Origin of the sequence: Microbispora sp. H10949 (assembly GCF_014161435.1) — a bacterium.
In the GTDB taxonomy this organism is placed as follows: Bacteria; Actinomycetota; Actinomycetes; order Streptosporangiales; family Streptosporangiaceae; genus Microbispora; species Microbispora triticiradicis.
Genome location: NZ_JABBWZ010000003.1, coordinates 354,281 through 377,492 on the forward strand (window position 1 = coordinate 354,281; position 23,212 = coordinate 377,492).

General features: G+C 72.1%; 17 protein-coding genes. 7 read left to right on the plus strand and 10 right to left on the minus strand.

Going from position 1 to position 23,212, the window contains the following annotated elements; all coding sequences use genetic code 11:
• Positions 1-36: 36 nt before the first annotated feature.
• Positions 37-1,719 (minus strand): serine/threonine protein kinase, encoded by a 1,683-nt coding sequence (locus HHX40_RS09080; protein WP_220498878.1) that lies wholly within the window; start codon positions 1,717-1,719, stop codon positions 37-39.
• A 63-nt stretch (positions 1,720-1,782) separates the two neighbouring features.
• Entirely contained in the window at positions 1,783-3,147 is a 1,365-nt protein-coding gene (locus HHX40_RS09085; RefSeq protein ID WP_310738003.1) for an FAD-binding oxidoreductase, read from the minus strand.
• Positions 3,148-3,343: 196 nt separating this feature from the next.
• Between HHX40_RS09085 and HHX40_RS09090 the strand changes: the two genes are divergently transcribed.
• Together HHX40_RS09090 and HHX40_RS37590 are read left to right on the plus strand one after the other, a co-directional pair.
• Entirely contained in the window at positions 3,344-6,097 is a 2,754-nt protein-coding gene (locus HHX40_RS09090; RefSeq protein ID WP_259403393.1) for an immune inhibitor A, read from the plus strand.
• A gap of 260 nt (positions 6,098-6,357) precedes the next feature.
• Complete coding sequence (locus HHX40_RS37590) at positions 6,358-7,287, plus strand: diacylglycerol/lipid kinase family protein (RefSeq protein ID WP_117409566.1); 930 nt, start codon at positions 6,358-6,360, stop codon at positions 7,285-7,287.
• 4 nt (positions 7,288-7,291) lie between these two features.
• On the opposite strand, the gene HHX40_RS09100 is transcribed toward HHX40_RS37590, so the two are convergent.
• The 3 genes from HHX40_RS09100 to HHX40_RS09110 form a co-directional block, all read right to left on the minus strand.
• Positions 7,292-8,137, minus strand: a complete 846-nt coding sequence (locus HHX40_RS09100; RefSeq protein WP_182880172.1) for an SWIM zinc finger family protein — start codon at positions 8,135-8,137, stop codon at positions 7,292-7,294.
• On the minus strand, positions 8,138-11,353 hold the full coding sequence (locus HHX40_RS09105) for a DEAD/DEAH box helicase (RefSeq protein ID WP_310738004.1): 3,216 nt from the start codon (positions 11,351-11,353) through the stop codon (positions 8,138-8,140).
• 148 nt (positions 11,354-11,501) lie between these two features.
• On the minus strand, positions 11,502-12,152 hold the full coding sequence (locus HHX40_RS09110) for a TetR/AcrR family transcriptional regulator (RefSeq protein ID WP_182880173.1): 651 nt from the start codon (positions 12,150-12,152) through the stop codon (positions 11,502-11,504).
• Between the two features lie 81 nt (positions 12,153-12,233).
• Between HHX40_RS09110 and HHX40_RS09115 the strand changes: the two genes are divergently transcribed.
• Together HHX40_RS09115 and HHX40_RS09120 are read left to right on the plus strand one after the other, a co-directional pair.
• A complete protein-coding gene (locus HHX40_RS09115) occupies positions 12,234-13,373 on the plus strand; it encodes an FAD-dependent monooxygenase (RefSeq protein ID WP_182880174.1) in 1,140 nt (379 codons plus the stop codon).
• Positions 13,374-13,956: 583 nt separating this feature from the next.
• Entirely contained in the window at positions 13,957-14,418 is a 462-nt protein-coding gene (locus HHX40_RS09120; protein ID WP_182880175.1) for a hypothetical protein, read from the plus strand.
• A 68-nt stretch (positions 14,419-14,486) separates the two neighbouring features.
• Here HHX40_RS09120 and HHX40_RS09125 read toward each other — a convergent pair whose 3' ends face one another.
• Genes HHX40_RS09125 through HHX40_RS09135 form a run of 3 tightly spaced genes read right to left on the minus strand, consistent with a single transcriptional unit; the run spans position 14,487 to position 17,235 of the window.
• Positions 14,487-15,266: an FAD:protein FMN transferase gene (locus HHX40_RS09125; protein ID WP_220498879.1), complete on the minus strand. Its 780-nt coding sequence runs from the start codon at positions 15,264-15,266 to the stop codon at positions 14,487-14,489.
• Entirely contained in the window at positions 15,266-15,838 is a 573-nt protein-coding gene (locus tag HHX40_RS09130) for an FMN-binding protein (protein WP_182880176.1), read from the minus strand. The genes HHX40_RS09125 and HHX40_RS09130 overlap by 1 nt, the downstream gene beginning before the upstream one ends.
• A 23-nt stretch (positions 15,839-15,861) precedes the next feature.
• The gene (locus HHX40_RS09135; protein ID WP_182880177.1) at positions 15,862-17,235 is read right to left on the minus strand and encodes a ferric reductase-like transmembrane domain-containing protein; all 1,374 of its coding nucleotides are present in this window, start codon (positions 17,233-17,235) and stop codon (positions 15,862-15,864) included.
• Positions 17,236-17,383: 148 nt separating this feature from the next.
• On the opposite strand from HHX40_RS09135, the gene HHX40_RS09140 reads away from it, so the two are divergent.
• The 3 genes from HHX40_RS09140 to HHX40_RS09150 all read left to right on the plus strand — a co-directional run bounded on the left by HHX40_RS09140 (position 17,384) and on the right by HHX40_RS09150 (position 20,012).
• A complete protein-coding gene (locus HHX40_RS09140) occupies positions 17,384-18,112 on the plus strand; it encodes a response regulator transcription factor (protein ID WP_117409572.1) in 729 nt (242 codons plus the stop codon).
• Positions 18,109-19,617 (plus strand): sensor histidine kinase, encoded by a 1,509-nt coding sequence (locus HHX40_RS09145; protein ID WP_182880178.1) that lies wholly within the window; start codon positions 18,109-18,111, stop codon positions 19,615-19,617. Before HHX40_RS09140 ends, HHX40_RS09145 begins: the two co-directional genes overlap by 4 nt.
• 131 nt (positions 19,618-19,748) lie before the next feature.
• Positions 19,749-20,012 (plus strand): hypothetical protein, encoded by a 264-nt coding sequence (locus HHX40_RS09150; RefSeq protein ID WP_117409574.1) that lies wholly within the window; start codon positions 19,749-19,751, stop codon positions 20,010-20,012.
• Between the two features lie 127 nt (positions 20,013-20,139).
• Here HHX40_RS09150 and HHX40_RS09155 read toward each other — a convergent pair whose 3' ends face one another.
• Both HHX40_RS09155 and HHX40_RS09160 read right to left on the minus strand, forming a co-directional pair.
• Complete coding sequence (locus tag HHX40_RS09155; protein WP_117409575.1) at positions 20,140-20,550, minus strand: cellulose binding domain-containing protein; 411 nt, start codon at positions 20,548-20,550, stop codon at positions 20,140-20,142.
• A gap of 131 nt (positions 20,551-20,681) precedes the next feature.
• Entirely contained in the window at positions 20,682-23,111 is a 2,430-nt protein-coding gene (locus HHX40_RS09160; protein WP_182880179.1) for a glycoside hydrolase family 9 protein, read from the minus strand.
• Positions 23,112-23,212 lie beyond the last annotated feature (101 nt).

Here is a 23,212-nt window from a genome sequence, read left to right on the forward strand (position 1 = left end):
GTGGTTCGGCCCTGGTTCAGCCGTGGTTCCGCGGGGTCAGCCGCAGTGGGACCACGCGCTGCTCCAGGAGGCGCCCCCATACCCGCCGCCCCAGATGACGCACCTGCCCTTGGCGGGCAGCCGGAGCGGCCCCGCGTACACGGTGTAGGCGCCGGCGTCGGCGGCCGACGCGCCCCCCTTCACCTTCAGCACCACGCTCATTCTGATCTTAGCGGGCATCGTGTAGCGAGAGAGCGTGATCACACAGTTGCGGCCGGTGGAGGCGTTGTAGAGCAGGTACGTCGTCGCCTGCCCGCCGTAGGAGTGGGAGTCGACGACGGCGAAGCCGGTCCCGCACACGCCCTTGGCCGTGTACGGGTTGGGTTTGGGCGCGGCGGTCTTCGTGGGAGTCGCCTTCGCCGTCGGGCTGGGTCTGGGCGTCGCGGTGGCCTTCGTCGGGGCCGGGCTGGCCTTCGCCGTCGGAGGGGCCTCCGTGGGCTCCGCCGCCGGTCCGGTCGCCGTGGGGGACGGCCGCGCCCGGCGGCCGTGCGCGGGCGAGGCGGCGGGCTTCGCGGTCGCACCGGGTCTCGCATCGGGTCTCGAACCGGGCCTCCGGGTCGCGGAACCCGGCGAGGGACTCCCGGTCCGGTGTCCCGAGGGAGTGGTCAGGCCGGACGGCGGCGGGATCGGCGGTTCGGCGGGCGCGGACGCCGCCTGGCCGGGCGCCTCCGTCGCTGCGGTCTCGCTCCCGGCCGCCCGCACCGAGACCCAGGACGGCACCAGGAAGGCCGCGGCCACCAGAGCGGGCACGCCGATCCCGGCCGCCGTCCAGGTCAGCACCGTACGCCGGGGTCTCCTCGCCGCCGCGGGCACGGTGACGTGCCCGGGGGGAGCCGCGGCCTGCGCAGGGGGCGGCGGGGGTGGCGGGGGAGTGAGGTGGGCCTGCCCGGTGAGGCGCGCGACGATGTCCTGGGCGGAGGGCCGCGGCGCGGGGTCCTTCGACAGGCAGGCGGCGACGATGTCCCGCAGGGGCGCCGCGAGGTCGCCGAGGTCGGGCTCGTCGCGCAGGATGCGGGTGATGACCGAGGGGATCGAGTCCGCGCCGAAGGCGGGCCTGCCGGTGGCGGCGAACACCATCGTGACGCCCCAGGCGAACATGTCGGCCGGGGCGCCCGCCGTGCCGCCCGACAGCACCTCGGGAGCCAGGTAGGCGGGAGTGCCGATCGACGCGCCGGTCGCGGTGGCCTGCGGCGAGTCGAACGCCCTGGCCACCCCGAAGTCGATCACGACCGGCCCCTCCGGGCCCATCAGCACGTTGGCCGGCTTGAAGTCGCGGTGGGTGATGCCCGCGCGGTGGATGGCGGCCAGCGCCGTCGCCGTGCTGATGGCGAGCCGTTCCAGCGCCGCTCCCCGGCGCGGGCCCTCCCGATCCACCAGTTGCCGGAGCGACGGGCCCGGCACGAACTCGCTGACGATGTACGGCTGGTTGCCGGCGAGGTCGGCGTGCAGCACGGGGGCGGTGCAGAACGGCGCGACCCGCTGCGCCAGCGCCACCTCGCGCAGGAAGCGCTCCCGCGCCTCGGGATCCGCCGTCAGCCGCGTGTGCAGCAGCTTCACCGCGACCTGTTCGCCCTGCGGGCCGTGGCCCAGGAAGACGACCCCCTGGCCGCCCTCCCCGAGCCGGTCGACGAGCGTGAACGGGCCCAGGCGGGCCGGGTCCCCAGCCTCCAACGCCACCATCGCCCCCGATTACCCCGGTAACCCCACCAACGGTGCCAAACGCTACCGGATCGGGAACGGCGGTCAGATGGCCTTGCCGGGGTTGAGGATGTTCAGCGGGTCGAAGACCTGCTTGATGCCCTGGTGCAGTTCGGCGGCCACCGGGCCGGTCTCCAGGCCGAGCCAGCGCTTCTTCAGCAGCCCGACGCCGTGCTCGCCGGTCAGCGTCCCCCCGAGGGCGAGCGCGGCGCGGAACACCTCGTCGGCCGCGGCCCAGACCTCGGGCGGCGGCTCGGCCAGGCCGCGGTCGAACACGAACACCGGGTGCACGTTGCCGTCCCCCGCGTGGGCGACCGTCGAGATCAGGACGCCGTGCCGGGCGGCGGTCTCCTCGATCGCGGCGATCATCTCGGGGAGCGCCGACCGGGGCACGCACACGTCCTCGACCAGGCACTGGCCCAGGCGCTCCTTGGCCGGGTAGGCGAGGCGCCGGACGCCGACGAGCTCGGCGGCCTCCTCCGGCGTGGACGACACCGCGACGAACGACGCCGCGGCGCACAGCTCCGCCATCCGGGCGGCGGACTCGTCGGCCGGGCCCTCCGCCTGCGCGATGAGCATGGCCCTGGTGGACGGCTCCAGCCCGATGTTCTTCCAGTCGTCGATGGCTCGCAGGGTCGTACGGTCGAGCAGTTCGAGCATCGACGGCTGGCAGCCCTCGGCGATGATCGCGGCGACGGCCGCGGCGGCGTCGCGCAGCGAGGTGAACTCGGCCGCGACGGTGGACAGCTCGCGCGGCGCCCGCCGCAGCCGCAGCGTCGCGGCGGTGATCACGCCGAGCGTGCCCTCCGAGCCGACGAACAGGCCGGTCAGGTCGTAACCGGTGACCCCCTTCATGGTGCGGCGGCCGGTGTTCAGCACCCGCCCGTCGGCCAGCACCACCTCCAGCCCGAGCGTCGAGTCGCGGGTCACGCCGTACTTGACGCAGCGCAGGCCGCCCGCGTTGGTCGCCAGGTTGCCGCCGATCGTGGAGATCTCGTACGACGAGGGGTCGGGGGCGTACATCAGCCCGTGCGCGCGGGCCGCCCGGTCGAGGTCGGCGGTGATGACCCCGGGCTCCACGACCGCGATCTCGTCCTGCGGCGACAGCTCCCGGATCGCGGTCATCCGCGCGAGGGAGAGGACCACGCAGCCGTCCACGGCCGTCGCCCCGCCCGCCAGGCCGGTGCCGGCGCCGCGCGGGACCACCGGCACCCGGTGCGCGCTCGCCCAGCGCAGCGTGGCCACGACGTCGTCGCGCGACTGCGCGAGCACCACGCCGAGCGGCTTGCCCGGCGGTGCGAACGTGCGGTCCCGCGCGTACGCGTCCATGACGTCGGGGTCGGTGAGGACTCGCCCGTCCGGCAGCGCGGAGGCCAGCCCGGAGGCCGGCGCGGAGGTCGCTTCGGTCACGTCTGGACTGTACGACATGACCCGATATCGGGTCGCAACCGGAATTACTAACGGATATTGGTACACATCACATTTTGACAACCATGCATGGCGGCTCTTTACGATCCCTTTACCCCCTCGTCTAAGGTCCCGCATGCGCGCTCATCCCGGCGCGCTGTGCATGGTGTCCGGGGAACCCGGACGGGAAGGGATCTCGTTGTCCAAGAGAATCCGGCGTCTCGCCGCGATCGTGCCCGCGCTCGGGCTGGCGGCAGGAGGTCTGGCCGCGGCCGGTGCGGCGGCGGCGCCTACGGCGGGCTACCAGCCGTCGGCCACCGACCATTACATCAACTACGCACCGCCGCGTGTGCAGGGCGACTTCACCACCACCGAGGAGAAGGTCCCGCCGAAGGGGGCCAAGCGCACCGCCGCCCTCGCCGCGGCGATCGACCACAAGTTCGCGGCCGGCAACCCCGTCGCGGCGCGCGTGCTGGCGCAGCACGAGAAGCAGGCGATCAGGACCGGCAAGAACCCCTTCGACTTCATCTACAAGAAGGCGAAGACGACCCGCACCGCCAAGCTGCTCACGCTGCTGGTCGAGTTCAACGACCAGGCCAACGACGACTTCTCCGGCTGGTCGCACCCGAAGACGACCGACGACGTCAACGACTGCGTGACCGAGCCGGCCGGCACCAAGCTGAACGGCCCGCTCCACAACCACATCCCCAACCCGGCGACGGCCGGCGGCGGGGGCAAGGACAACAACTCCATGTGGGTGGCGGACTTCAACACCGCCCACTACAACAACATGCTCTACACCTCCAAGGGGATCACGACCCGGGTCCGGCCGGACCTGAAGGACCCCCGGGACGGCAAGAAGGGCATCGACATCTCCGGCTCCACCATGAAGAACATGTACGAGGAGCTGTCGAAGGGCGCCTACACCGTCACCGGCGAGGCCGTCGGCTGGCTGAAGGTCCCGCACTCCGAGGCGTGGTACGGCGCCGGCAAGTGCGGCACCTACCCGCAGGACATGACCGGCCACCCGGACAACCCGCGCGGCGCCGCCCAGCTCGCGGTCGACGCGGTCGACACCCTGGTGAAGACGAACCCCTCGTTCCCCTGGGCCGACTACGACGTCGAGGACGTCTCCGACGCCGACGGCGACGGGAACTTCGACGAGCCCGACGGCGTCATCGACCACCTTGTGCTGATCCACGCGGGCGAGGACAAGTCCGGCGGCGGCGGCAACGAGGGCACGTTCGCCCTGTGGGCCCACTCCAGCGACGTGGCGGGCGGCTACACGATCCCCGGCACGAGCAAGAAGATCTCCAACTACATCCTCCAGCCCGAGGACTCCGGCGTGGGCGTGTTCGCCCACGAGTACGGCCACGACCTCGGTCTGCCGGACCTGTACGACACCACCGGCGCGGGCGACTCCGACGTCGACTTCTGGGACCTGATGTCGAGCGGCTCGCACTCCGGGCCGATCTTCCAGTCCCTGCCGACGCACATGAGCATCTGGGACAAGTGGGTGCTCGGCTGGGCCAACCCGAAGATCATCGAGCCGGGCGCGGCCAAGCAGCTCGCCGTGATCGGGCAGGCCTCCCGGACGCCGAAGGGCACCGAGGACGGCGTACGGATCAACCTGCCGGACAAGCTGAACATCATGTCCACCCCGCACAGCGGGTCGAACATGTGGTGGTCCAACAGCGACCAGAACTGGGCCGACCAGAAGCTCGTCCGCACCGTCGCCGTGCCGGCCGGCACGGACGTGAAGTTCCGCTGGTGGAGCGACTGGGGCATCGAGGCCGACTGGGACTACGGCTTCTTCGAGGTCTCCGCCGACGGCGGCGCCACCTGGGCCGAGCAGAAGATCTTCGACGAGGACGGCACGCTCGTCAGCACCGGTGACGACTACACCGACCCCAACGGCCGCATGAAGGACTACGGCGGCAAGAAGTACGGCCTGACCGGCGAGAGCGGCGGCTGGCACCACCTGTACGCCGACCTCGCGCCGTTCGCCGGCAAGACCGTGCAGATCCGCTTCCGGTACAACACGGACGCGGCCTCCGTGGAGCGTGGCTGGTTCAACGACGACTTCTCGGTCACCAACGGCGCCACGGCGGTCTGGACCGACGACGTCGAGGGCGGCGCCAACGGCTGGACGACCGTCAAGGGCACGTTCACCGACACCACCGGCGGCGGCTGGACCATCCACCCCGGCCGGGTGCAGGCGGCGCAGTACTACCTCGCCGAGTGGCGCAACTTCGACGGGTTCGACCAGGGCCTGAAGTACGCGTACGACACGACCTGGCTGCGCGACGGCGCGTGGAAGGTCGAGAAGATCGCCTACAACGCCCCGGGCCTGCTCGTCTGGTACCGCGACACCTCGCAGGGCAACAACAACGTGTCCGACACGACGTTCGACCTGCCGTCGGTGGGCCCGAAGGGCCAGCTGCTCCTCGTCGACTCGCACTACGAGCCGCTGCGCCGTACGGGCGAGGCGGCGGCGCACGACCCGAGCACGCTGAAGAACCTCCCGTCGCGCCCGCAGTCGTCGAACGCCGCGTTCAACTTCGCCGGGACGTACCCGTTCAAGGAGTGCGTCGAGGGCGAGCCGTTCACCGAGTACTGCACCTCGTTCGGCAAGCAGTCCGCGGTGAAGGAGTTCACGGACGCCAAGGGCTGGTACCCCGGCCTGGAGCTTCGCGACGGCAGCCTGTACTACCGTCACCGCGACGCCTCCGTGGTCATCCCGTCCAAGGACAACCAGCCGTACTCGACCAGGATCGTCAACCCCGACGGCACGCCGGCGACCGACCTCTACGGCACCGACATCGGCGGCGCGATCCTCGGCAGCGGCAACCCCGGTGACGAGGGCAAGCAGCTCGGTGTGCAGATCAAGCTGGTCAGCCCGCTTCCGCTCAACCTGGGTGCGGTCGTCCAGATCACTCCCGCCAAGAAGTAACGGCCACCGGGTGGCGTGACGCCACCCGGCAGCCCGTGGTGTGGCCACAGTGCATGGTCACGGTGCATGGTCACGGTGCATGGTCACGGTGCATGGTCACGAGCCCTGCCACGGTGCATGGTCACGGTGCCCGGCCGCCGTCCGCTCATGGACGGCGTGCCGGGCACGTCCATGCCGGGGGCGTCCCGGCGTCCCGATCCGGGGCCGGGAACGGCCGGCGGCGATGCGCGCCCGCGCCCGGCGGCCCCTAGCATGTCAGCGTGCGGAGCAAGGCGGATCACACCGCGGCCATCCACCGGGACCGGAAGGCCGCCGTCGTCGTGAACACCAGGTCCAGGCGGGGCCGCCGCCGTTACGCGGAGGTGCTGCGGCTGCTGAAGGACGGGGACTTCCGGCTCACCGGCGTCCATCCGGTGACCGACCCCTCCCGGCTGCGCGACGTGCTCACCCGCGCGCTCGACGCCGGGCCCGACCTCCTCGTGGTCGGCGGCGGAGACGGCACGCTGAGCAGCTCGGTCAGGCACGTGGCCGGCCGCGACGTCGCCCTCGGCGTGCTGCCCCTCGGCACCACCAACAACTTCGCCCGCAGCCTCGGGCTGCCGCTCGACCTCGCCGGGGCGATCGGCGTGTTCAGCGGAGGCAAGGTGGCCGACATCGACCTCGGGATGTGCGGCGACCGGCCGTTCGCCAACCTCGCGAGCTTCGGCGTGTCGGTCGAGGTGGCCGGCACCGTCAGGCCGTGGGTCAAGCGTATGCTCGGCCGGGCCGCCTACCCGCTGACCGCGCTCACGATCCTGCCGGGGCACCGGCCGTTCCGCGCGTACATCACCGTGGACGGCAAACGCCACGAGCTGCTGACCCACCAGCTCAACATCGCCAACGGGCGGTTCCACGGCGGCTGGCAGATCGCCAGGGACGTCAGTATCGACAACCGCAGGCTGGTGGCCTACCAGCTCGGCTCGGGCAAGCGGCTGCGGCTGCTCGGGGAGACGCTCGTACGGGCGACCACCGGCAAATGGACCAGCCTCGCGGGCGGCCCGTTCGTCACCGGCCAGGAGATGCTGCTGGAGACCGACCCGCCGCTGGCCGCCGACATCGACGGCGAGGTGCGGCTGCGTACCCCGCTGGTGCTGAAGAGCATCCCCAACGGACTGCGGGTAATGGTCCCGCAGGACTTCGTGGACACGTGATCCGCTACGCGTCCTCCTCGGCGGCGAAGGCCCGGTAGGCGGGCCGCAGCAGGTCGAGCAGCGGGATGTGCCTGGCCTTGACCGGCGGCGGGTCCAGCGCGCGCAGCAGCAGGTCGGAGGGCGAGCCGGGATCGGCCGGCGGGCCGAGGCGGGCCGGCGAGACGCCCGAATCGTAGAAGTCGCCGACGCGCTCCGCGAAGGGGACGTCGGTCACGTCGAGAGGCGCCGGCGTCACGCCGCCCGTCCCGCCGGTCCGCCCGCCGGTGTGGCGGAGGGCGTCGAGCAGCGTGTCCCTGGCCATGCCCCGCCAGGCCAGCACCAGGAACGGGTCCGCGTCGAACGCCTCGGCCAGCAGGTAGAGCACCGCGGACAGGTGCTTGCAGGGGAACCCCCAGTCGGGGCAGGAGCACTCCATGTCCAGCCCGCGCTCGCCCGGGAAGAGCGGCAGCCCGCACTGCTCGAAGACGTCCTCGATCTCCGGCGGCATCTCCCCGGCGAGCAGCTTGGCGCGGTGCACCGCCCGCGCGCCCAGCGCCCCGGTCAGCGCCGCCCACTCGTCCGCGCCGTACGCCGTGATCCGCACGCGCACGTCGTACGGCTCCGGGCGGGAGCCCTGCACCCTGGCCTTCACCAGGCCGGGACCGAGGTCGAGGTCGAGCACCTGGCCCCGCCGCGCGTACGCGCGCCCCCGGCTCAGCCTGCCCGCGTCGCAGATGAGCTCCAGGACGTCGACGAAACGCCGCGACCACCACTGCTCGCCGATGGATCCCCGCTTCGAGCGCGCCCTGATGCCGCCGTCGACCCTGATGGGCCGTGCGGCCTCGAACCAGCCGTCCCGTCCGGCGGGCACTCAGCTCACCGCCTCGGGGGACAGGCGGAACAGCTCGCGCAGCTCCGCCGTGGACAGCCCGGCGATCCAGTCCTCGCCCGTCCCGACCACGCTCTCCGCCAGGGCCTGCTTGCGCTCGATCATCTCGTCGATCCGCTCCTCCAGGGTGCCTACGCAGATGAACTTCCTGACCTGCACGTTCCGGGTCTGCCCGATGCGGAACGCCCGGTCGGTCGCCTGGTTCTCCACGGCCGGGTTCCACCACCGGTCCACGTGCACGACGTGGTTGGCGGCGGTCAGATTGAGCCCGGTGCCCGCCGCTTTGAGCGACAGCAGGAAGATCATCGGCTCGTCGCCGGTCTGGAACCGCTCCACCAGCGCGTCACGCGTCTTCTTCGGCAGCCCGCCGTGCAGCCACAGCACCGGGCGGTCGAGCCGAGCCGCAAGGTAGGGCTGCAGCATCGAGCCGAACTCGGCGTACTGCGTGAAGACCAGCGCCTTGTCGCCCTCGCTCACGATCTCCTCGGCCAGTTCCTCCAGCCGGGCGAGCTTCCCCGACCGCCCGGCCAGCCGCGAGCCGTCCTTGAGCAGGTGGGCGGGGTGGTTGCAGACCTGCTTGAGCCGGGTCATCGCGGCCAGCACGTTCCCGCGCCGTTCGATGCCCTCGCTGCCGGCGATCCGGCCCATCATGTCCTCGACCACCGCCTGGTAGAGGCTCGCCTGCTCCGGGGTCAGCGTGCACCAGACCTTCATCTCCATCTTGTCCGGCAGATCGGAGATGATCGTCTTGTCGGTCTTGAGGCGCCGGAGCACGAACGGGCCCGTGGCCCGCTTGAGCGCGGCGGTCGCCGTCTCGTCGCCGTGCCGTTCTATCGGCTCCTGGTAGCGGTCGCGGAAGGCCCTCGCCGGTCCGAGCAGGCCGGGGTTGCAGAACTCCATGATCGACCAGAGCTCGGCCAGATGGTTCTCGACCGGCGTGCCGGTCAGCGCCAGCCTCGTCCGCGCCGGGAGCGAGCGTACGGCCTGCGCCTGCCGGGCGGCCGAGTTCTTGACGGCCTGCGCCTCGTCGCAGACGACCCGGGCCCAGGTGAACCCGGCGAGGACGTCGCGGTCGCGCAACGCCGTGCCGTAGGTGGTGAGGACGATGTCGGCCGCGGCGACCCGCTCGGCCAGCTCCGCGCCGCGCAGGCGGCCCGAGCCGTGGTGGAGGTAGACCTCCAGCGACGGTGCGAACCGGGCGGCCTCCTTCTGCCAGTTGCTGAGCAACGACATCGGGCACACCAGCAGCGTCGCCCCCGCCCGCCCTTCTTCCTCGCGTTCGCGCAGAAGAAGGGACAATGTCTGAAGAGTCTTACCGAGTCCCATATCGTCCGCGAGAATGCCTCCAAGTCCGATTTGGGACATGAAGGTGAGCCAGGCCAGACCCCGCTCCTGGTACGGCCGGAGCGTGCCGTGGAAGGCGGCGGGGGTCGCCACGGGTTCGAGACGGCGGTCGGCCTCGCCGGAGAGCAGGTCGCCGAGCAGGCCGTCGGCGTCCACCCGGACCAGGGGAAGGTCGTCGTCCCCGCCGTGCACCACCTCGCGGACGACCTCGCCGACCGTCATCTGGCCCGATCCGCGCCGCTCCACCGCCTTCAGCGCGGCCCCGAGCTGCCGGGCGTCCAGCTCGACCCACTGCCCCCGCAGCCGGACCAGCGGCACCTTGAGCCGGGCCAGCTCGGCCAGCTCCGCCTCGCTGATCGTCTCGTCGCCGACGGCCAGCTCGGCCCGGAAGTCGACGAGCTGCGCCAGCCCGAACCCCTGGTCGGCGGCGGCGCCCGGCCCGGAGCGCGACCGGGCCGTCAGCTTCAGGCCCAGCCGGGCGCGGCCCGCCCACGCGGGAAGCTGCACGCCGAACCCGGCCGACTGGAGGAGCGGCGCGGCGTGGCGCAGGAAGTGGAAGGCGCCCTCGACGTCGAGGTCGACGTGCGCCGGCCGGGCCTCCCGGAGGGCGTCGTCGATCCTCGGATAGAGGCGGGCCGCCCGGCCCAGACCGGCGAGCAGCGTCTCGTCCGGCCGCCCGGGAAGGCCCGGCAGACCGGGCAGGGTCTCGCCCGTCCAGACGAGGGAAGCGGGCAGGTAGAGGCTGGGGTCCTCGGCCGACTGGAGCGCGAACTCCACCCGCCACCTGCCGCCGCCCGCGTGGGCCGCCGCGTCCGTTCCGGTCGCAGCGCCCGCGTGGGCCGCGGCGTACCCGGCGGCGACGGCCGGGCCCGCGACCGGTGCGGAGCCGGGCCGGGGACCGGACACGGGCCCCGGCTCGAACTCGGGCTCGAACTCGAACTCGGGCTCGGGCTCAGGTTCGGGCTCGACGAGGCGGAAGCACACCCTGACCGGGCCGTCGAGCTGGTGGGCCGCCCGGAACCACTCCTGCAGCGGCCGGGCCAGCGCCTCCGCCTCCTCCTGGCCGGCTCCGGGCAGGTCCGCCTCCTCGCCGGTGAGGGCCACCGTCCACCGGTCGGCCAGGGGAGCGCGCCGTCCCGGACGGTGCCCGCCCAGCAGGCGCTCCGGCAGCGCCTGCCGTACGGCGGCGTCGGCCAGGCCCGCCAGCGCCTCCATCAGCACGTGGGCGGACGGGCGCTCCTCATCCACGGCCCGGCAGACCGGCGGCATCGCGGCGGCGAGCTCGCGGAAGCGGTCGGCGTGCGGGCCGGTCAGCACCGGCCGCCAGCGGGCCGCGTAGCCGCCGTCCTCGGTGACGAGCTGGGGCAGCACCCTGCCCCGCCGCACCAGCTCCCGGGCGTGGGCCGCGACGACCGCGAGATAGCGCAGGGACGGCCCGGGGAGCATGTCGGCGAGGCGGTCGTCCGGTTCCGGCGACTCCACCGGTGTGTGGGCCGCCTCGCCGAGCGTGGTGAGCAGGCGCATCGCCGCGCCGGCGTCGACCAGCAGGGCGGGCACCCGCCACGGCCTGATCCCGGCTCGGCGCGCGCGGACCTGCAACCCGGTCTCCGGTGAGGGCAGGGGACCGGACGCCGAACCGGGCAGGAGGAGCACCACCTCACCCGGCACGGCCTTTCCTGCCGCCTCGGCCGCCGCCTCCCCCCAGCCCGGCAGCGCGGCGACGAGGGCGCTCGCCGGGGCGGCGAAGGGATGGGGCCGGACCTTGGCCCTGGAGGTCACCGGCTCCACGCCGGCCGTCTCCTCCGCCCAGAGCACAAGCCGCCCGCCGTCCCAGGCCGCGTGTAGCACGAGCACACCGTCTCCTCCCGCCACCCCGGAACGCTAGCAGCGCCTCCGGCGCCGTATGTTCGCCGCAACCGGAGCCTCCAGCGACGACCGGCGACCGGAAATTCCGTGATTACTGATGATCTGGGACGGTTTGTCGTACTGCTGGGGCCGGCCGTCAACCGGGGGGAGTGCCGTCGACCGTGGTGTAGCGGCGCAGGGCGTCGGCGTCGAGCGGAGCCCCGGGAAGGGGCGATCTCCGGTCGGCGCGCAGGCCGTCCAGCATGATCTCCACCATCCGCGCCATGGCCTCCTCGCCGGGGACGGCCGGTGGCGTGTAGACGTGCAGGGTCATCAGAAGGGCGATGTCGCCGGGACCGATGTCGGGGCGCAGCGCGCCGTCCGCCTGCGCCCGCTCGGTCAGCCGCAGGACCGCGGCGACGACCCCCTGCCGGATCTCCCGCAGGTCGGCGCCGACGCGCAACCGCTGGTGCAGGAGGGGATCGAGCTTCGCGGCGAGCACGCCCAGCCGCAGGGCGACCGCGCCGCGCAGGAAGCGGCACAGCGCGTGCCACGCGTCCGGCTCCTCCCGCCCGGCGGTCTCCACCAGGTCCGCCAGGCGGCGGAGGCTCTCCTCGCCGACGGCGCGCAGCAGCGCGTCCCGGTCGGGGAAGCGGCGGTAGAGCGTGCCGACGCCCACGCCAGCCCGGCGGGCGACCTCCTCCAGCGGCACGTCGACGTTCTGCTCCAGGAACAGCTCACGGGCCGCGGCGACGATCAGATCCCGGTTGCGGCGCGCGTCGGCGCGCAGCCCTTTCTCCACGGTCACCTCAAGAGGATCTGGACGATTTTCCTCCGGTTAGGATACCGTCATCATGCGGAGGAAATTCCTCCGGTTAGGGGGTGTGCCATGAGCGCGGTGCTCATCTCGGGGGCCGGGATCGCGGGGCCGACGCTGGCCTACTGGCTGACCAGGCACGGTTTCGAGGTCACGGTCGTGGAACGCGCGGGAGAGGTGCGGTCCAGCGGCAACCCGGTGGACGTCAGGGGAGCCGCCGTCGCGGTCGCCGAACGGATGGGCGTCCTGCCCCGGCTGCACCAGGCCGCCACCGGCACGACCGGGGTCAGCTTCGTCGACGCGGCGGGCAGGCGGGTCGCCCGGATGGACATGCGCGCCGTACAGCGGCCGGGCGAGGTCGAGGTGCCACGCGGCGACCTCGCGTCGATCCTGTACGAGGCGAGCCGCGACGACGCCGAGTTCCTCTTCGACGACTCCGTCACGGGGCTCGCCCAGGACGAGCACGGCGTGGACGTCACCTTCGAGCGCGCCGGCTCCCGCCGCTTCGACCTGGTGATCGGCGCCGACGGCCTGCACTCGGTGACGCGGCGCCTGACGTTCGGCCAGGAGAACGGCCTCGTGCGCCACATGGGCCTGTACGTCGCGACGACACCGCTCGGCGTCGAGGCGGTGGCCGGGAACGGCCGGGACATCCTCATGCACAACGCCCCCGGCAAGGCGGTCGCCGTCAGCCCCATGTCCGCGGGCGCGTTCTTCCTCTACCGGAGCCCGGCGGAGCCCGGGTTCGACCACCGCGACACCGGGCAGCACAAGCGGATGCTGACCGCCGCATTCGCGGACGTGTCCTGGCGGGCGCCGGAACTGCTCGAACGGGTGCGTACGGCCGACGACCTCTACTTCGACTCCGTCAGCCAGGTGCGCCTGCCCCGCTGGTGGAAGGGCAGGGTCGCGCTCCTCGGCGACGCGGCCTCGTGCGTGTCGCTGTTCGGCGACGGCTCCACGCTGGCGATGACGGGGGCGTTCACCCTCGCCGAGGCGCTGGCCGCCCATCCCGGCGACCCCGGCGCGGCCTTCGGCCGGTACGAGGCCGTCCACCGGCGCCTGGTCGAGCCCAGGCAGCGCGCCGTCGGCCAGGCGTCGGCGCTCCTGGCCCCCGCCACGCGAGGCGGCATCCTCGCCCGCAACCTCGCCACCCGCCTGTGGCCCGCCGTGGTCGCCGCCACCCGCCTCAAGCAGGCCCTCGCCCGATGACACGCCGCGTGAAGTTCATGCTGATATGGCGTGAATACAGGTAAGGGCCGTTCCTTGTATACGCAAGAATGCGCCGGAGTGTTCAGATGTAGCGATTTTTCACTATTTTGGCTGCTGCGACCTGCACTTATTCGCGGAAAGTGCCGTCCTGATCACAGTGCTATTGCCCAGGCTTTACCATCGTTCCTCATGCGACTGTTCAGGCGTAGAGAGAGGAGCGGAGACGAAGAGATTCTCACTCAGTACGGCAGCAGGGACCGCCCCGTCAAGGGTCGGCCATTTAAGGACGAGCCGGTAAAACCGCACGTTGCCGACGCCGTCTCCTTGATGCGCGGCAAGCTGACAGTCGACGAGGCCGTACGTTGCTTCCCGAACAGGAGGTCGCCCGCCACCGGCGATGGTGCCAGGTACACGACGGCGGGAACATTCCGTGAGGCATTATTTCGCGTCAGGTTCACCCCGAACGCGTGGAACCCGGTTCACGTTTCGGTTGAGAATCTAGACTCGAAGCGTCCGTGGACAGATGATGACAGGGATCGCTTCAACGCCTGCTTTGGAGATCCGGAGTGGAGGGAGGGTGACGATGAGTGGTCAGATCCATCTGAGGATCGGTGCCGAGCCCTGGCGGCCGGCCGACTCAGCCAAGATCGACAAGGTGCTCAACCACTACGACATCCCACTCGCGGGGATCCTTCGCCAGCACGGCAGCTACTTCATCTTCGAATGCCTGGAAGGCCACACCAAGGACACGAACATCTGGGCGTACGCCAAGATAGACCGTGCCGAGCGGAAGGCGATCCGGAAGTCCAAGGGTGACGATCTGCAGAAGCTCTTCGACCACATCCTGAGTTCGCGTACCTTCACTGCGGCTCTGGCGATCGATCACAGCGTCGAGATCAGCGCGGAGGTCCGGGCGGTGCAGCCCAAGGCGGCCCCGGCCGCAGCGGCGCAGCCGGTGCAGGCCCCCAAGGCGGCGGCCAGTCAGGCGATCCACATCAAGGTGGACCGTGTACAGAGCGCCGGGACCTTGGCCGCCGCCTGCTGATCGAGCGATCGCCTCGGTGCCGCTCTCGCCGTCGATGACGGCGGGCGTGCGGTGACGGCGCACCGAGGTCAGGTCATGGTCAGGCCAGGGCTTCGGGGGCGGAGGCCGGAGGTGCGCCAGGTGGCGCCGGAGGAGGTGACGGCGAAGGCCTCGTAGCCGTGCAGGCCCTCCACCCAGTCTCTGGCCGCGGCGCCCATGGCGAAGGCGCTCGTGGCGTACGCGTCGGCCAGGGTGAGATCGGGCCCGACCACCGTCACCGAGGCCAGCCCGGTCGCCGGTCGGCCCGTGTGCGGGTCGACGACGTGCGCGCCGCGTTCGGCGGTGCCCGAGGTCGCCACGGCGAGGTCGGTCCCCGACACCACGGCGGCGAGTTCGCCCGGCCGGAGGGGGTGGGCGACGCCGACGCGCCAGGACCGGCCGGGCGCGGGCGAGCCGGACAGCCGGACGTCCCCGCCGCCGTTCACGCAGTGGTCGGCGGCGCCCGCCGCGCGAAGGATGGCCGAGGCGCGCTCGACCGCCCAGCCCTTGACGAGGGCGGAGGGATCGAGGCGGCCCCGGGGATGGAGGGTGAAGTAGCCGTGGGAGACCAGCGCGACCGACTCGCAGAGGCGCAGGACGTCCGCCACCTCCGCCGGGCAGCCGGCCAGGGTGATCTCGCCCCGGCTCAGGCGGCTCACCGCGCTGTCCGGCTTGTACGTCGAGAAGACCTCGTCCACGTGGTGCAGCCAGGCCACCGCCTCCGCGACGTACGGCCCGGGGTCGGAGTGGCGCCCGTCGGAGTCGGGCCCGTCGGAGTCGCGGATGTCGAAGGAGAAGACGGTGCCCATGACGTGCTCGATGTGACGCATCAGAGGCCGGCCTTGTCGAGGGCGCTCTGCAGCGAGCGGATGTAGCCGTCGCTGGTGTAGGTGGCGCCGGAGACCACGTCGATCTGGGCCGACCGGGCCGACAGCGCCTCCTCGTCGAGGATCGGCAGCGCCTCGTTGTTGATCTCGATGTCCCGGTGGTTGTTCTGCGGGGCCACCAGCACCCTGATCCCGGCCATCCTCCCGCCGGCGATCACGATCTCCACCTGCACCGGCCCCCACCGGGTGTCGGCGGCGTCACCGGTGACGGTCTTCTCCCCGCTGGTGGCGCCGGCGGTGGCTCCCGCCCCGCTCCAGCCGCCCAGTGTCTCCTGGGACTGGGTCTCCTGGGTCTGCGCATCCCGGGGCCCGGAGGAGTCCGGGAATCCCCGGCCGAAGCGGCCCCCGTCCTCGCCCCTGTCCCCGTCGCCGTCGCCGTCCCCCAGACCGGAGCCGGTCCCTTCGGCCACGGCGGCGGGGCGCGCGGCGGGCGAGGTCACCTCATGGGGCTTGAACGACAGCAGCAGCACGAGGCCGACGGCGGTCGCGAGCACGGCCAGAATGGCTCTGCGCATGGAACTTCCAATCCGGGGATGGTTCAGAACTCGAACGATTCGTGGTGGACGCGGCGGCGGGGGACTCCGGCGGCGCGCAGCGCGGCGACGACGGCGGTGGTCATTCCGTCGGGCCCGCAGACGTACGCCTCGTGGTCGCGCAGGCCGGGCACGAGCGCGGCCAGCGTCTCGGGCCTGAAGGGGTCGCCGACGAGGGCGCGGGGGCCGACGCAGTAGTGCAGGGTCGCGCCCCGCGTCGCGGCGATCTCCTCCAGTTCGGCGCGGAGGACCAGGTCTCCCGCGTCACGGGCCCGGTAGAGGAGGGTCAGGTCGCCGGGGGCGGCGGGCAGGGCCTCGAACAGCGCGCGCAGCGGGGTGATGCCGATGCCGCCCGCGACGAGCAGGACCTTGCGCGCGCGGCGTGCCCGCCCGGTGAGGGCGCCGTACGGCCCCTCGGCGAGCACGCGGGTGCCCGGCCGCAGCCCGGCGAGAGACCGGCTCTGGTCGCCCAGGTCCTTCACGGTGATCCGCAGTTCGCCGTTCCGCGGCGGGGCCGACAGCGAGTAGGGGTTGGCGGACCACCACAGGTCCCGGGTCAGGAACCGCCAGCGGAAGAACTGGCCCGGCTCGGCCCGCAGCCGGTCGAGCCGCCGTCCCGTGACGTGGACGCTGACGACGCCGGGCGCCTCCCGCACCACCCGCGCGACCCTGAGCCGGTGGCGCAGGGCCAGTCGTGCGGGCGTGAGGAAGCGGTACCAGACCAGCAGCGCGGCGACGCCCAGATAGAGGGCGTACCACGCGACCTGCGCGGGCCGGTCGCCGATGAACTCCTCGCCGGTGGCCAGTTGGTGGCCGAAGGCCAGCCAGGTGGCCAGATAGGTGTAGAAGTGCAGGTGGAACCACGTCTCGTAGCGCAGTTTCGGACGGATCCGGCGGGCGGAGACAACGCCGACGCCGACCAGGAGCAGCAGCGCCACCGTGGCCTTGAGCACGTCCGGATAGGTCAGGTTGAGCGTGACCGTCTCGCGCACCACGTCGGTGTGCTCGGCCACCGCGTAACCCCAGGTGATCAGGAGCAGGTGGGCGACCGACAGGCCGACCACGTAGCGGCCGCCCATCGAGTGCCAGCGGGCGAGCCGGTCGGCGCCGACCCCGCGCTCCAGCGCCGGGACGCGGGCCATCAACGCCAGCAGGACGGCGATCGCGTACCCCGCGAGCAGCCCGGTGATCCGGCCCGCGTTGGTCAGCCAGCCGTCGAGGCCGGCGACCGCGGGCGTGTGCGCCCACCACAGGCCGGCCACGGCGACCGTCCCCGCGGCGATGACCGCCAGAACCGCCTCCGGGCGGGCGAGCACCCCTCGTGGCGGCGGCTGCGCGTGGCCCGTGGCCGCCGCCCGGCCGGCGAAGGTCGTGGTCAAAGGTGCCTCCCTTTCCTCGTGCGCGACTCACGCTGCCAACCGAACCTCTTGTTTTCCTATGAACAGGGGCACGCCGGGAGCCTTCATAGGATTCGCAGAACGTTCTCAGAGGAAGCGCCGGAGCAGTGGGGAGGACCCTGGCATCATCATGCGTACGACATCGAACGGCCTGCCTGATCTGGTCCGCCCCGACGGGACGCCCGTGCGCGTCCTCGTGGTCGACGACGAGCCCGACCTCGTCGAGGTCCTGGGCGCTGTCCTGAAATACGAGGGGTGGGACGTGCGCACCGCCGGCGACGGCGCGTCGGCGGTGCGCACCGCCCGGGAGTTCCAGCCGGACGCGGTGCTGCTGGACGTGATGCTGCCCGACTTCGACGGGCTGGAGGTCCTGCGCCGCCTCCGGACGGAGGCCCCGGACGTCTGCGTGCTGTTCCTCACCGCCCGTGACTCCGTCGAGGACCGCATCGCGGGGATCACCGCGGGCGGGGACGACTACGTGACCAAGCCGTTCAGCCTGGAGGAGGTGCTCGCCCGGCTGCGCGGGCTGCTGCGCCGCGCCGGGATGGCGCGTACGGCCGAGGGCGACCGGCTCACGGTCGGCGACCTCGTGATGGACGAGGACGCCCGCGAGGTGACCCGGGGCGGAGAGCTCGTCGAGCTCACCCCGACCGAGTTCGAGCTGCTGCGCTTCCTCATGCGCAACCCCCGGCGGGTGCTCAGCAAGGCGCAGATCCTCGACCGGGTCTGGTCGTACGACTTCGGCGGGCAGGCGCACGTGGTCGAGCTGTACATCAGCTATCTGCGCAAGAAGATCGACGCGGGCCGCCCCGCACTGATCCACACCGTGCGGGGCGTCGGATACGTCCTCAAGCCGTGAGGGTACGGCTGAGGCCGCCGCGCACGCTGCGGGCCCGGCTGGTCGCCGGGACGCTCGTGCTGCTCGTGCTGGCCTGCGCGGCGGCGGGCACCGCGTCCTCCCTGCTGCTCGAACGGTTCATGGTGGACCGGGTGGACCAGCAGCTCGGCATGCAGGCCGGCCGGTACGCGGCCAGCCTGGAGCACGAGGAGCGCGAGGAGCACCCCCACGGGTACGACGGGCGGAACCCGTTCGCCGAGCGCGGGGACACCCGGGGGCAGGCGCCCGGCACGCTCGGCGTCCGGGTCGTGAACGGCCAGGTGGGCACGCCCGCCGTGGTGGGCCGGGCCGACCCGTCCCTGCCGGCGGCCGACGAGAGGGCGCTGGCCTCCGTGCCGCCCGACGGCGCCGGGCACACCCTGGACCTGTCGCGGCTCGGGCGGTATCGCCTGATGGCCGTGCGGAGCTCCGGCGGGGACATCCTCCTCACCGGCCTGCCGCTGGCGGACGTGCACGACACGGTCCGGCGCCTGCAACTGGCCGAGATCGCGGTGTTCGCCGTCGTCGTGCTCGTGACCGGCGTCGCCGGGGCCGTGTGGGTGCGGCTCTCGCTGCGCCCGCTGGACCGGGTCGCGGCCACCGCCCGGCGCGTCGCCCGCCTGCCGCTGTCGGACGGCGAGGTGGCGCTGCCCGACCGGGTCCCCGACGAGGATCCCCGTACGGAGATCGGCCAGGTGGGGCTGGCCTTCAATCGCATGCTCGGCCACGTCGGGCAGGCGCTGGCCCACCGCCACGCCAGCGAGGAACGCATGCGCACCTTCGCCGCCGACGCCAGCCACGAGTTGCGCACCCCGCTCGCGACCGTCCGCGCCCATGTCCAGCTCGCCCGGCGCGATCCCGCGGAGGTGCCCGGGAGCGTGCGCCACGCCCTGGAGCGCGCCGACGCGGAGTCGTCCCGCATGGGCAAGCTGGTCGACGACCTGCTGCTGCTGACCCGGCTTGACGCGGGCCGGCCGCTCGCCCGCGAGGAGGTGGACCTGACCCGGATGGTGATCGACGCCACCGGCGACGCCCGCGTCTACGCTCCCGGCCACCACTGGCGGCTGGACCTGCCCGAGGAACCCGTGACGGTCCCCGGCGACCCCGACCGGCTGCACCAGGTGGTCGTCAACCTCCTGGGCAACGCCCGCGCGCACACCCCGCCCGGCACGACCGTCACCGTGGCGCTGCGTGAGCGGGCGGTACGTGAAGGGGCGGTACGTGAAGGGGTGCCGGGCGGGTCCGGCCCGGGTTCCGGACGGGTCGAGCTGACCGTGACCGACGACGGCCCGGGCATCCCGGCGGACCTCCAGGGCGAGGTCTTCGAACGGTTCGTCCGCGCGGACAAGGGACGCTCGCGCGCCTCCGGCGGCAGCGGCCTCGGGCTCGCGATCGTCCGGGCGGTCGTGGCCGCCCATGGCGGGACGGTCGACGTCGAGAGCCGCCCCGGACGCACCGTCTTCCGGGTGAGCCTGCCCTCCGCGTGACACCCTGCTGACCTCGAACCCCCATTCGAGGGGGTCGCATGAAACATATGTTGCATATGAGGAATACTTGGATGAATGGGGGGCAGGGGGGTCTTTCTGAGCGGGGGTCCCCGCGATAAGAGAGGTGTGCAATGACCGCGACCGCTATCGAGCGCCGCAACCTGGACGGGCTCGCCCATCCGTGGCCTGACGACCGTTACGAGGTCAGGTGCGACAGGGAGAGCCCGTACACCGGTAGCCGTGACCGCTACCACTACGCGAAGAACGCGGTGGAGTCCGCGAAGGCGCTGGAGAGAGCGGGGCTGGCCCGCCGTGTGGTGGTCGTCAGGCTTGCGGACGAGACCGTGATCTACGATCGTGTCGGCGACGTGAACCTGCCGCCGGAGGCCTGGTGACGAGGCCGGCGGACGTGGCTTGGTGAACCGTTTCCGACGTGTCACACGACACAGCGCATGACGACGATCCCCCCGGGAGGAGGCCTCCCGGGGGGATCGTCGTGTGGTTGCCGCCGTCAGGAGCCGGTCATGAGGGCGTGCAGGTCACGGCGGGAGCGCCGCCTCCGCCCCCGCTGGTCAGGAGGCTGAAGACGGTCGAGCCGCCCACCGGGAGGGCGCCGTTGTAGCTCTCGTTGCCGAACGCGTAGATGCCCGGCAGGCCGATCACCGGGAGTGACACGGCTCCTCCGACCCGGTTGACGACGGTGCCGTCGGTGTAACGCACCGACACGCGCCAGCCCTTCATGGCCGACGATCCGCTGTTGCGCACGGTCACCTGCGCGAGCGCGCCGTAGCTCTGCGAGCCACCCCACACGCTGCTGATCACGTAGGTCGCGGTGCAGCCGAGCGAGTCGGCGGCGGCCGGAGCGGCCGTGGCCGCCGCGGTCCCCACGGACGCCAGGGCCAGCGCCGCCGCGGCGATTGTCGTCCTGATCATCGTGCTTTCCTTCCCTCGGTCATGTCCGTATGGATGGTGCCGACTTGCCAGGAGAAAGGTGGATGCCCGCCTTCCCCAGAGAGGGGTCCGACTGGGGAAGGCGGGCGACTGGGGCGAGCCCGGGACGGGGGCTACGCGGGTGTGCAGGTGACGGGGGACGGGATGGAGCCGGTGCCGCTACCGGTGAAGCCGAAGCTCGTGGTGGCGCCGGGGGCCAGGTTTCCGTTCCAGGACAGGTTCTTCACCGTGACGTTCGACCCGCTCTGGCTGAGCGTGCCGCTCCACAGCTGGGAGATGCTCTGGCCGCTCGGCAGCGTCCAGCCCACCGTCCAGCCGGTGATGGCCGTGGTGCCGGAGCTGCGCACGGTGACGTCCGCCTGGAAGCCGCCCTGCCACGAGCTCGTGATCTTGTACGTGGCGGTGCAGGCCTTGCCGTACTGCGTCGGGCTGACCGACGGCGACGGCGACAACGGCGGCTCGCAGTCACCGGTGTTCGACGGCGGGCAGGTCGGCGTCGGGCTGGGCGACGGCGACGGGGACGGGGACGGGGACGGGGACGGGGACGGGGAGACCGACGGGCTCGGCGAGGGGGAGGGGCTGCCGGACGGGCTGGCGGACGGGCTCGGCGACGGGGACTGCTCCGTGCCGGGCGCGTTGCCCCAGATCTTGTTGGAGCCCGAGTAGAGCGTGATGTTCTCCACGGTCACCGGCGTGGACCCCGGCGTCGTCGCGACGCCCTTGTACGACCAGTCGTTCGACGGGTCCCACGAGCCCGAGCTGGCGATCCGGAACTGGACCTCGCGCCGCGACTGCGACTGCCCCTGCGGCGCGACGACCTGACCCGAGCAGTCGATCGTGACGTAGTAGATCTTCCCGGAGAACTGCGTCGGGCCGGTCGGCGGCTTGCACTGCGTGTACGCCGAGCTCAGCGTGATCTGGCCGGGCGTGGTGTCGCCGTCGAGGGTGAAGTAGTAGCGGAACGACCCGTCGCTCAGCGCCCGCGCCGGCCAGGCCGAGTGGTTGACGACGAGCGCCTTGATCTCGGTGAAGGTCGAGCCCGTGGCGTTGACCGACGCCTGGAGGTAGATCTCCGGTCCGTCCGGGGTCTCCGTGCCGGGGAAGCCGGCCAGCGGAGTGCCGCCGTACTCCTTGACCAGCCGGACCAGCGCGCTGGTGAAACCGGCGTTGTAGTCGGTGGCGACCTCGTTCATCGTGTAGTCGCTGCGGCTGTCGGTGTAGGCGTCGTTGGCCGACGTCGGGCCGCCGACGAGCGCGCCGTACAGGATGTGGCGGCTCTGCGCAGGCTCGCTGAGGTTGTCGGACCAGGAGCCGTGCGCGGTCCGATGGTGCGGGTTGCGCGGCGGATTCGCGCCGAAGCCCACCACGAACGATGACTTGCGTGGGTTGTCGCCGAGCGCGTAGTTGATCTGGCGGACGGCGAAGTCGTGGTAACGCGCCTTGCGGGTGGCGTCGGTCAGCCAGTCGCTGTAGACGAGGGCGACGAAGGCGGTGTTGGCCGCGTAACGCAGCGACCCCCACTGGTCGAGCACGGCCTGGCCGCCGGGGGAGTAGGCGACCTTCTGCCCGTTGACGCCGACCGTCCACCAGTCGAGCCAGCGGTTGGCGTCGTCGGCGTACTGCTGCTTGCCGGTCAGCTTCGCGAGCAGCGCGTAGCAGCCGTACGACTTGTCGTCCCAGGCGATCGTCCACTTGTACGACTTGGTCGTCGACTGCGGCTCGGTGCCGAGGTTGGCGTAGTACGACTCGGCCTTCGCGAGGTAGGAGGAGTCGCCGGTGGCGCGGTAGAGCCAGATGGCGCCCCAGACCAGCTCGTCGTTGTACCCGCTCCAGGACTTGTAGTAGCCGGCCGCGTCGGTGATGCAGTCGCTGTACTTGCCCCGCACTGTGTCGGCGAAGGTGTACAGCTGCTTGGCGTGCGTCAGCAGCTTGTCGGCGTACGTCGCGTCGGTGGGCCGGAAGACCATCGAGGAGGCGGCCATCGCGGCGGCGGTCTCGCCGGCCAGGTCGGAGCCGCCACAGGAGGAGTCGATCTTGTAGGCGGGCCGGGCCATCGGCAGCACCTCGGCCGGTCCCCACCACTTGTGGTCGTCGCCGCCGTTGCCGACCTGCCCGTACAGGACGTTCGGGGAGGGGTGGGCCTTGACGAAGTAGTCGTTGACGAAGCGCAGGTTGTTGAGCAGGTAGGAGATCTGCCCGGACGAGGTGTAGGCGTCGCGGTACTCGACCGCGCCCCACGCCAGCATCGTCGTGCTCGCCGCCATCGGCAGGCCGAACTTGACGTGGTCGCCCGCGTCGAACCAGCCGCCGGTCAGGTCGAGGCCGACGTCCTTGCCGTCGTTCAGGGCCGAGTCGCCGCGCCAGGAGACGCGGTTCGTGGACGGCAGCTTGCCGGACTGCTGGGCCTCGTAGAAGAAGAGCGACTTCTGCAGGGCCTCCGCGTAGTTGTACGCCGGGGCCGCCGCGGCGGTGGAGGGGACGGCGGCCGGGACGACCGCCGAGGAGATGATCAGCGCCGCCAGAGCCGGGAACGTACGCCGCATGAAGGTGTGCCTCGCATAGGTGGGGGGGTCGGGGGCGCGGCGGCGGGTCAGGCGCCGCCGCGCCCCGGCTTACTGGGGGTGCGGTGAAGGGTCAGGCGACA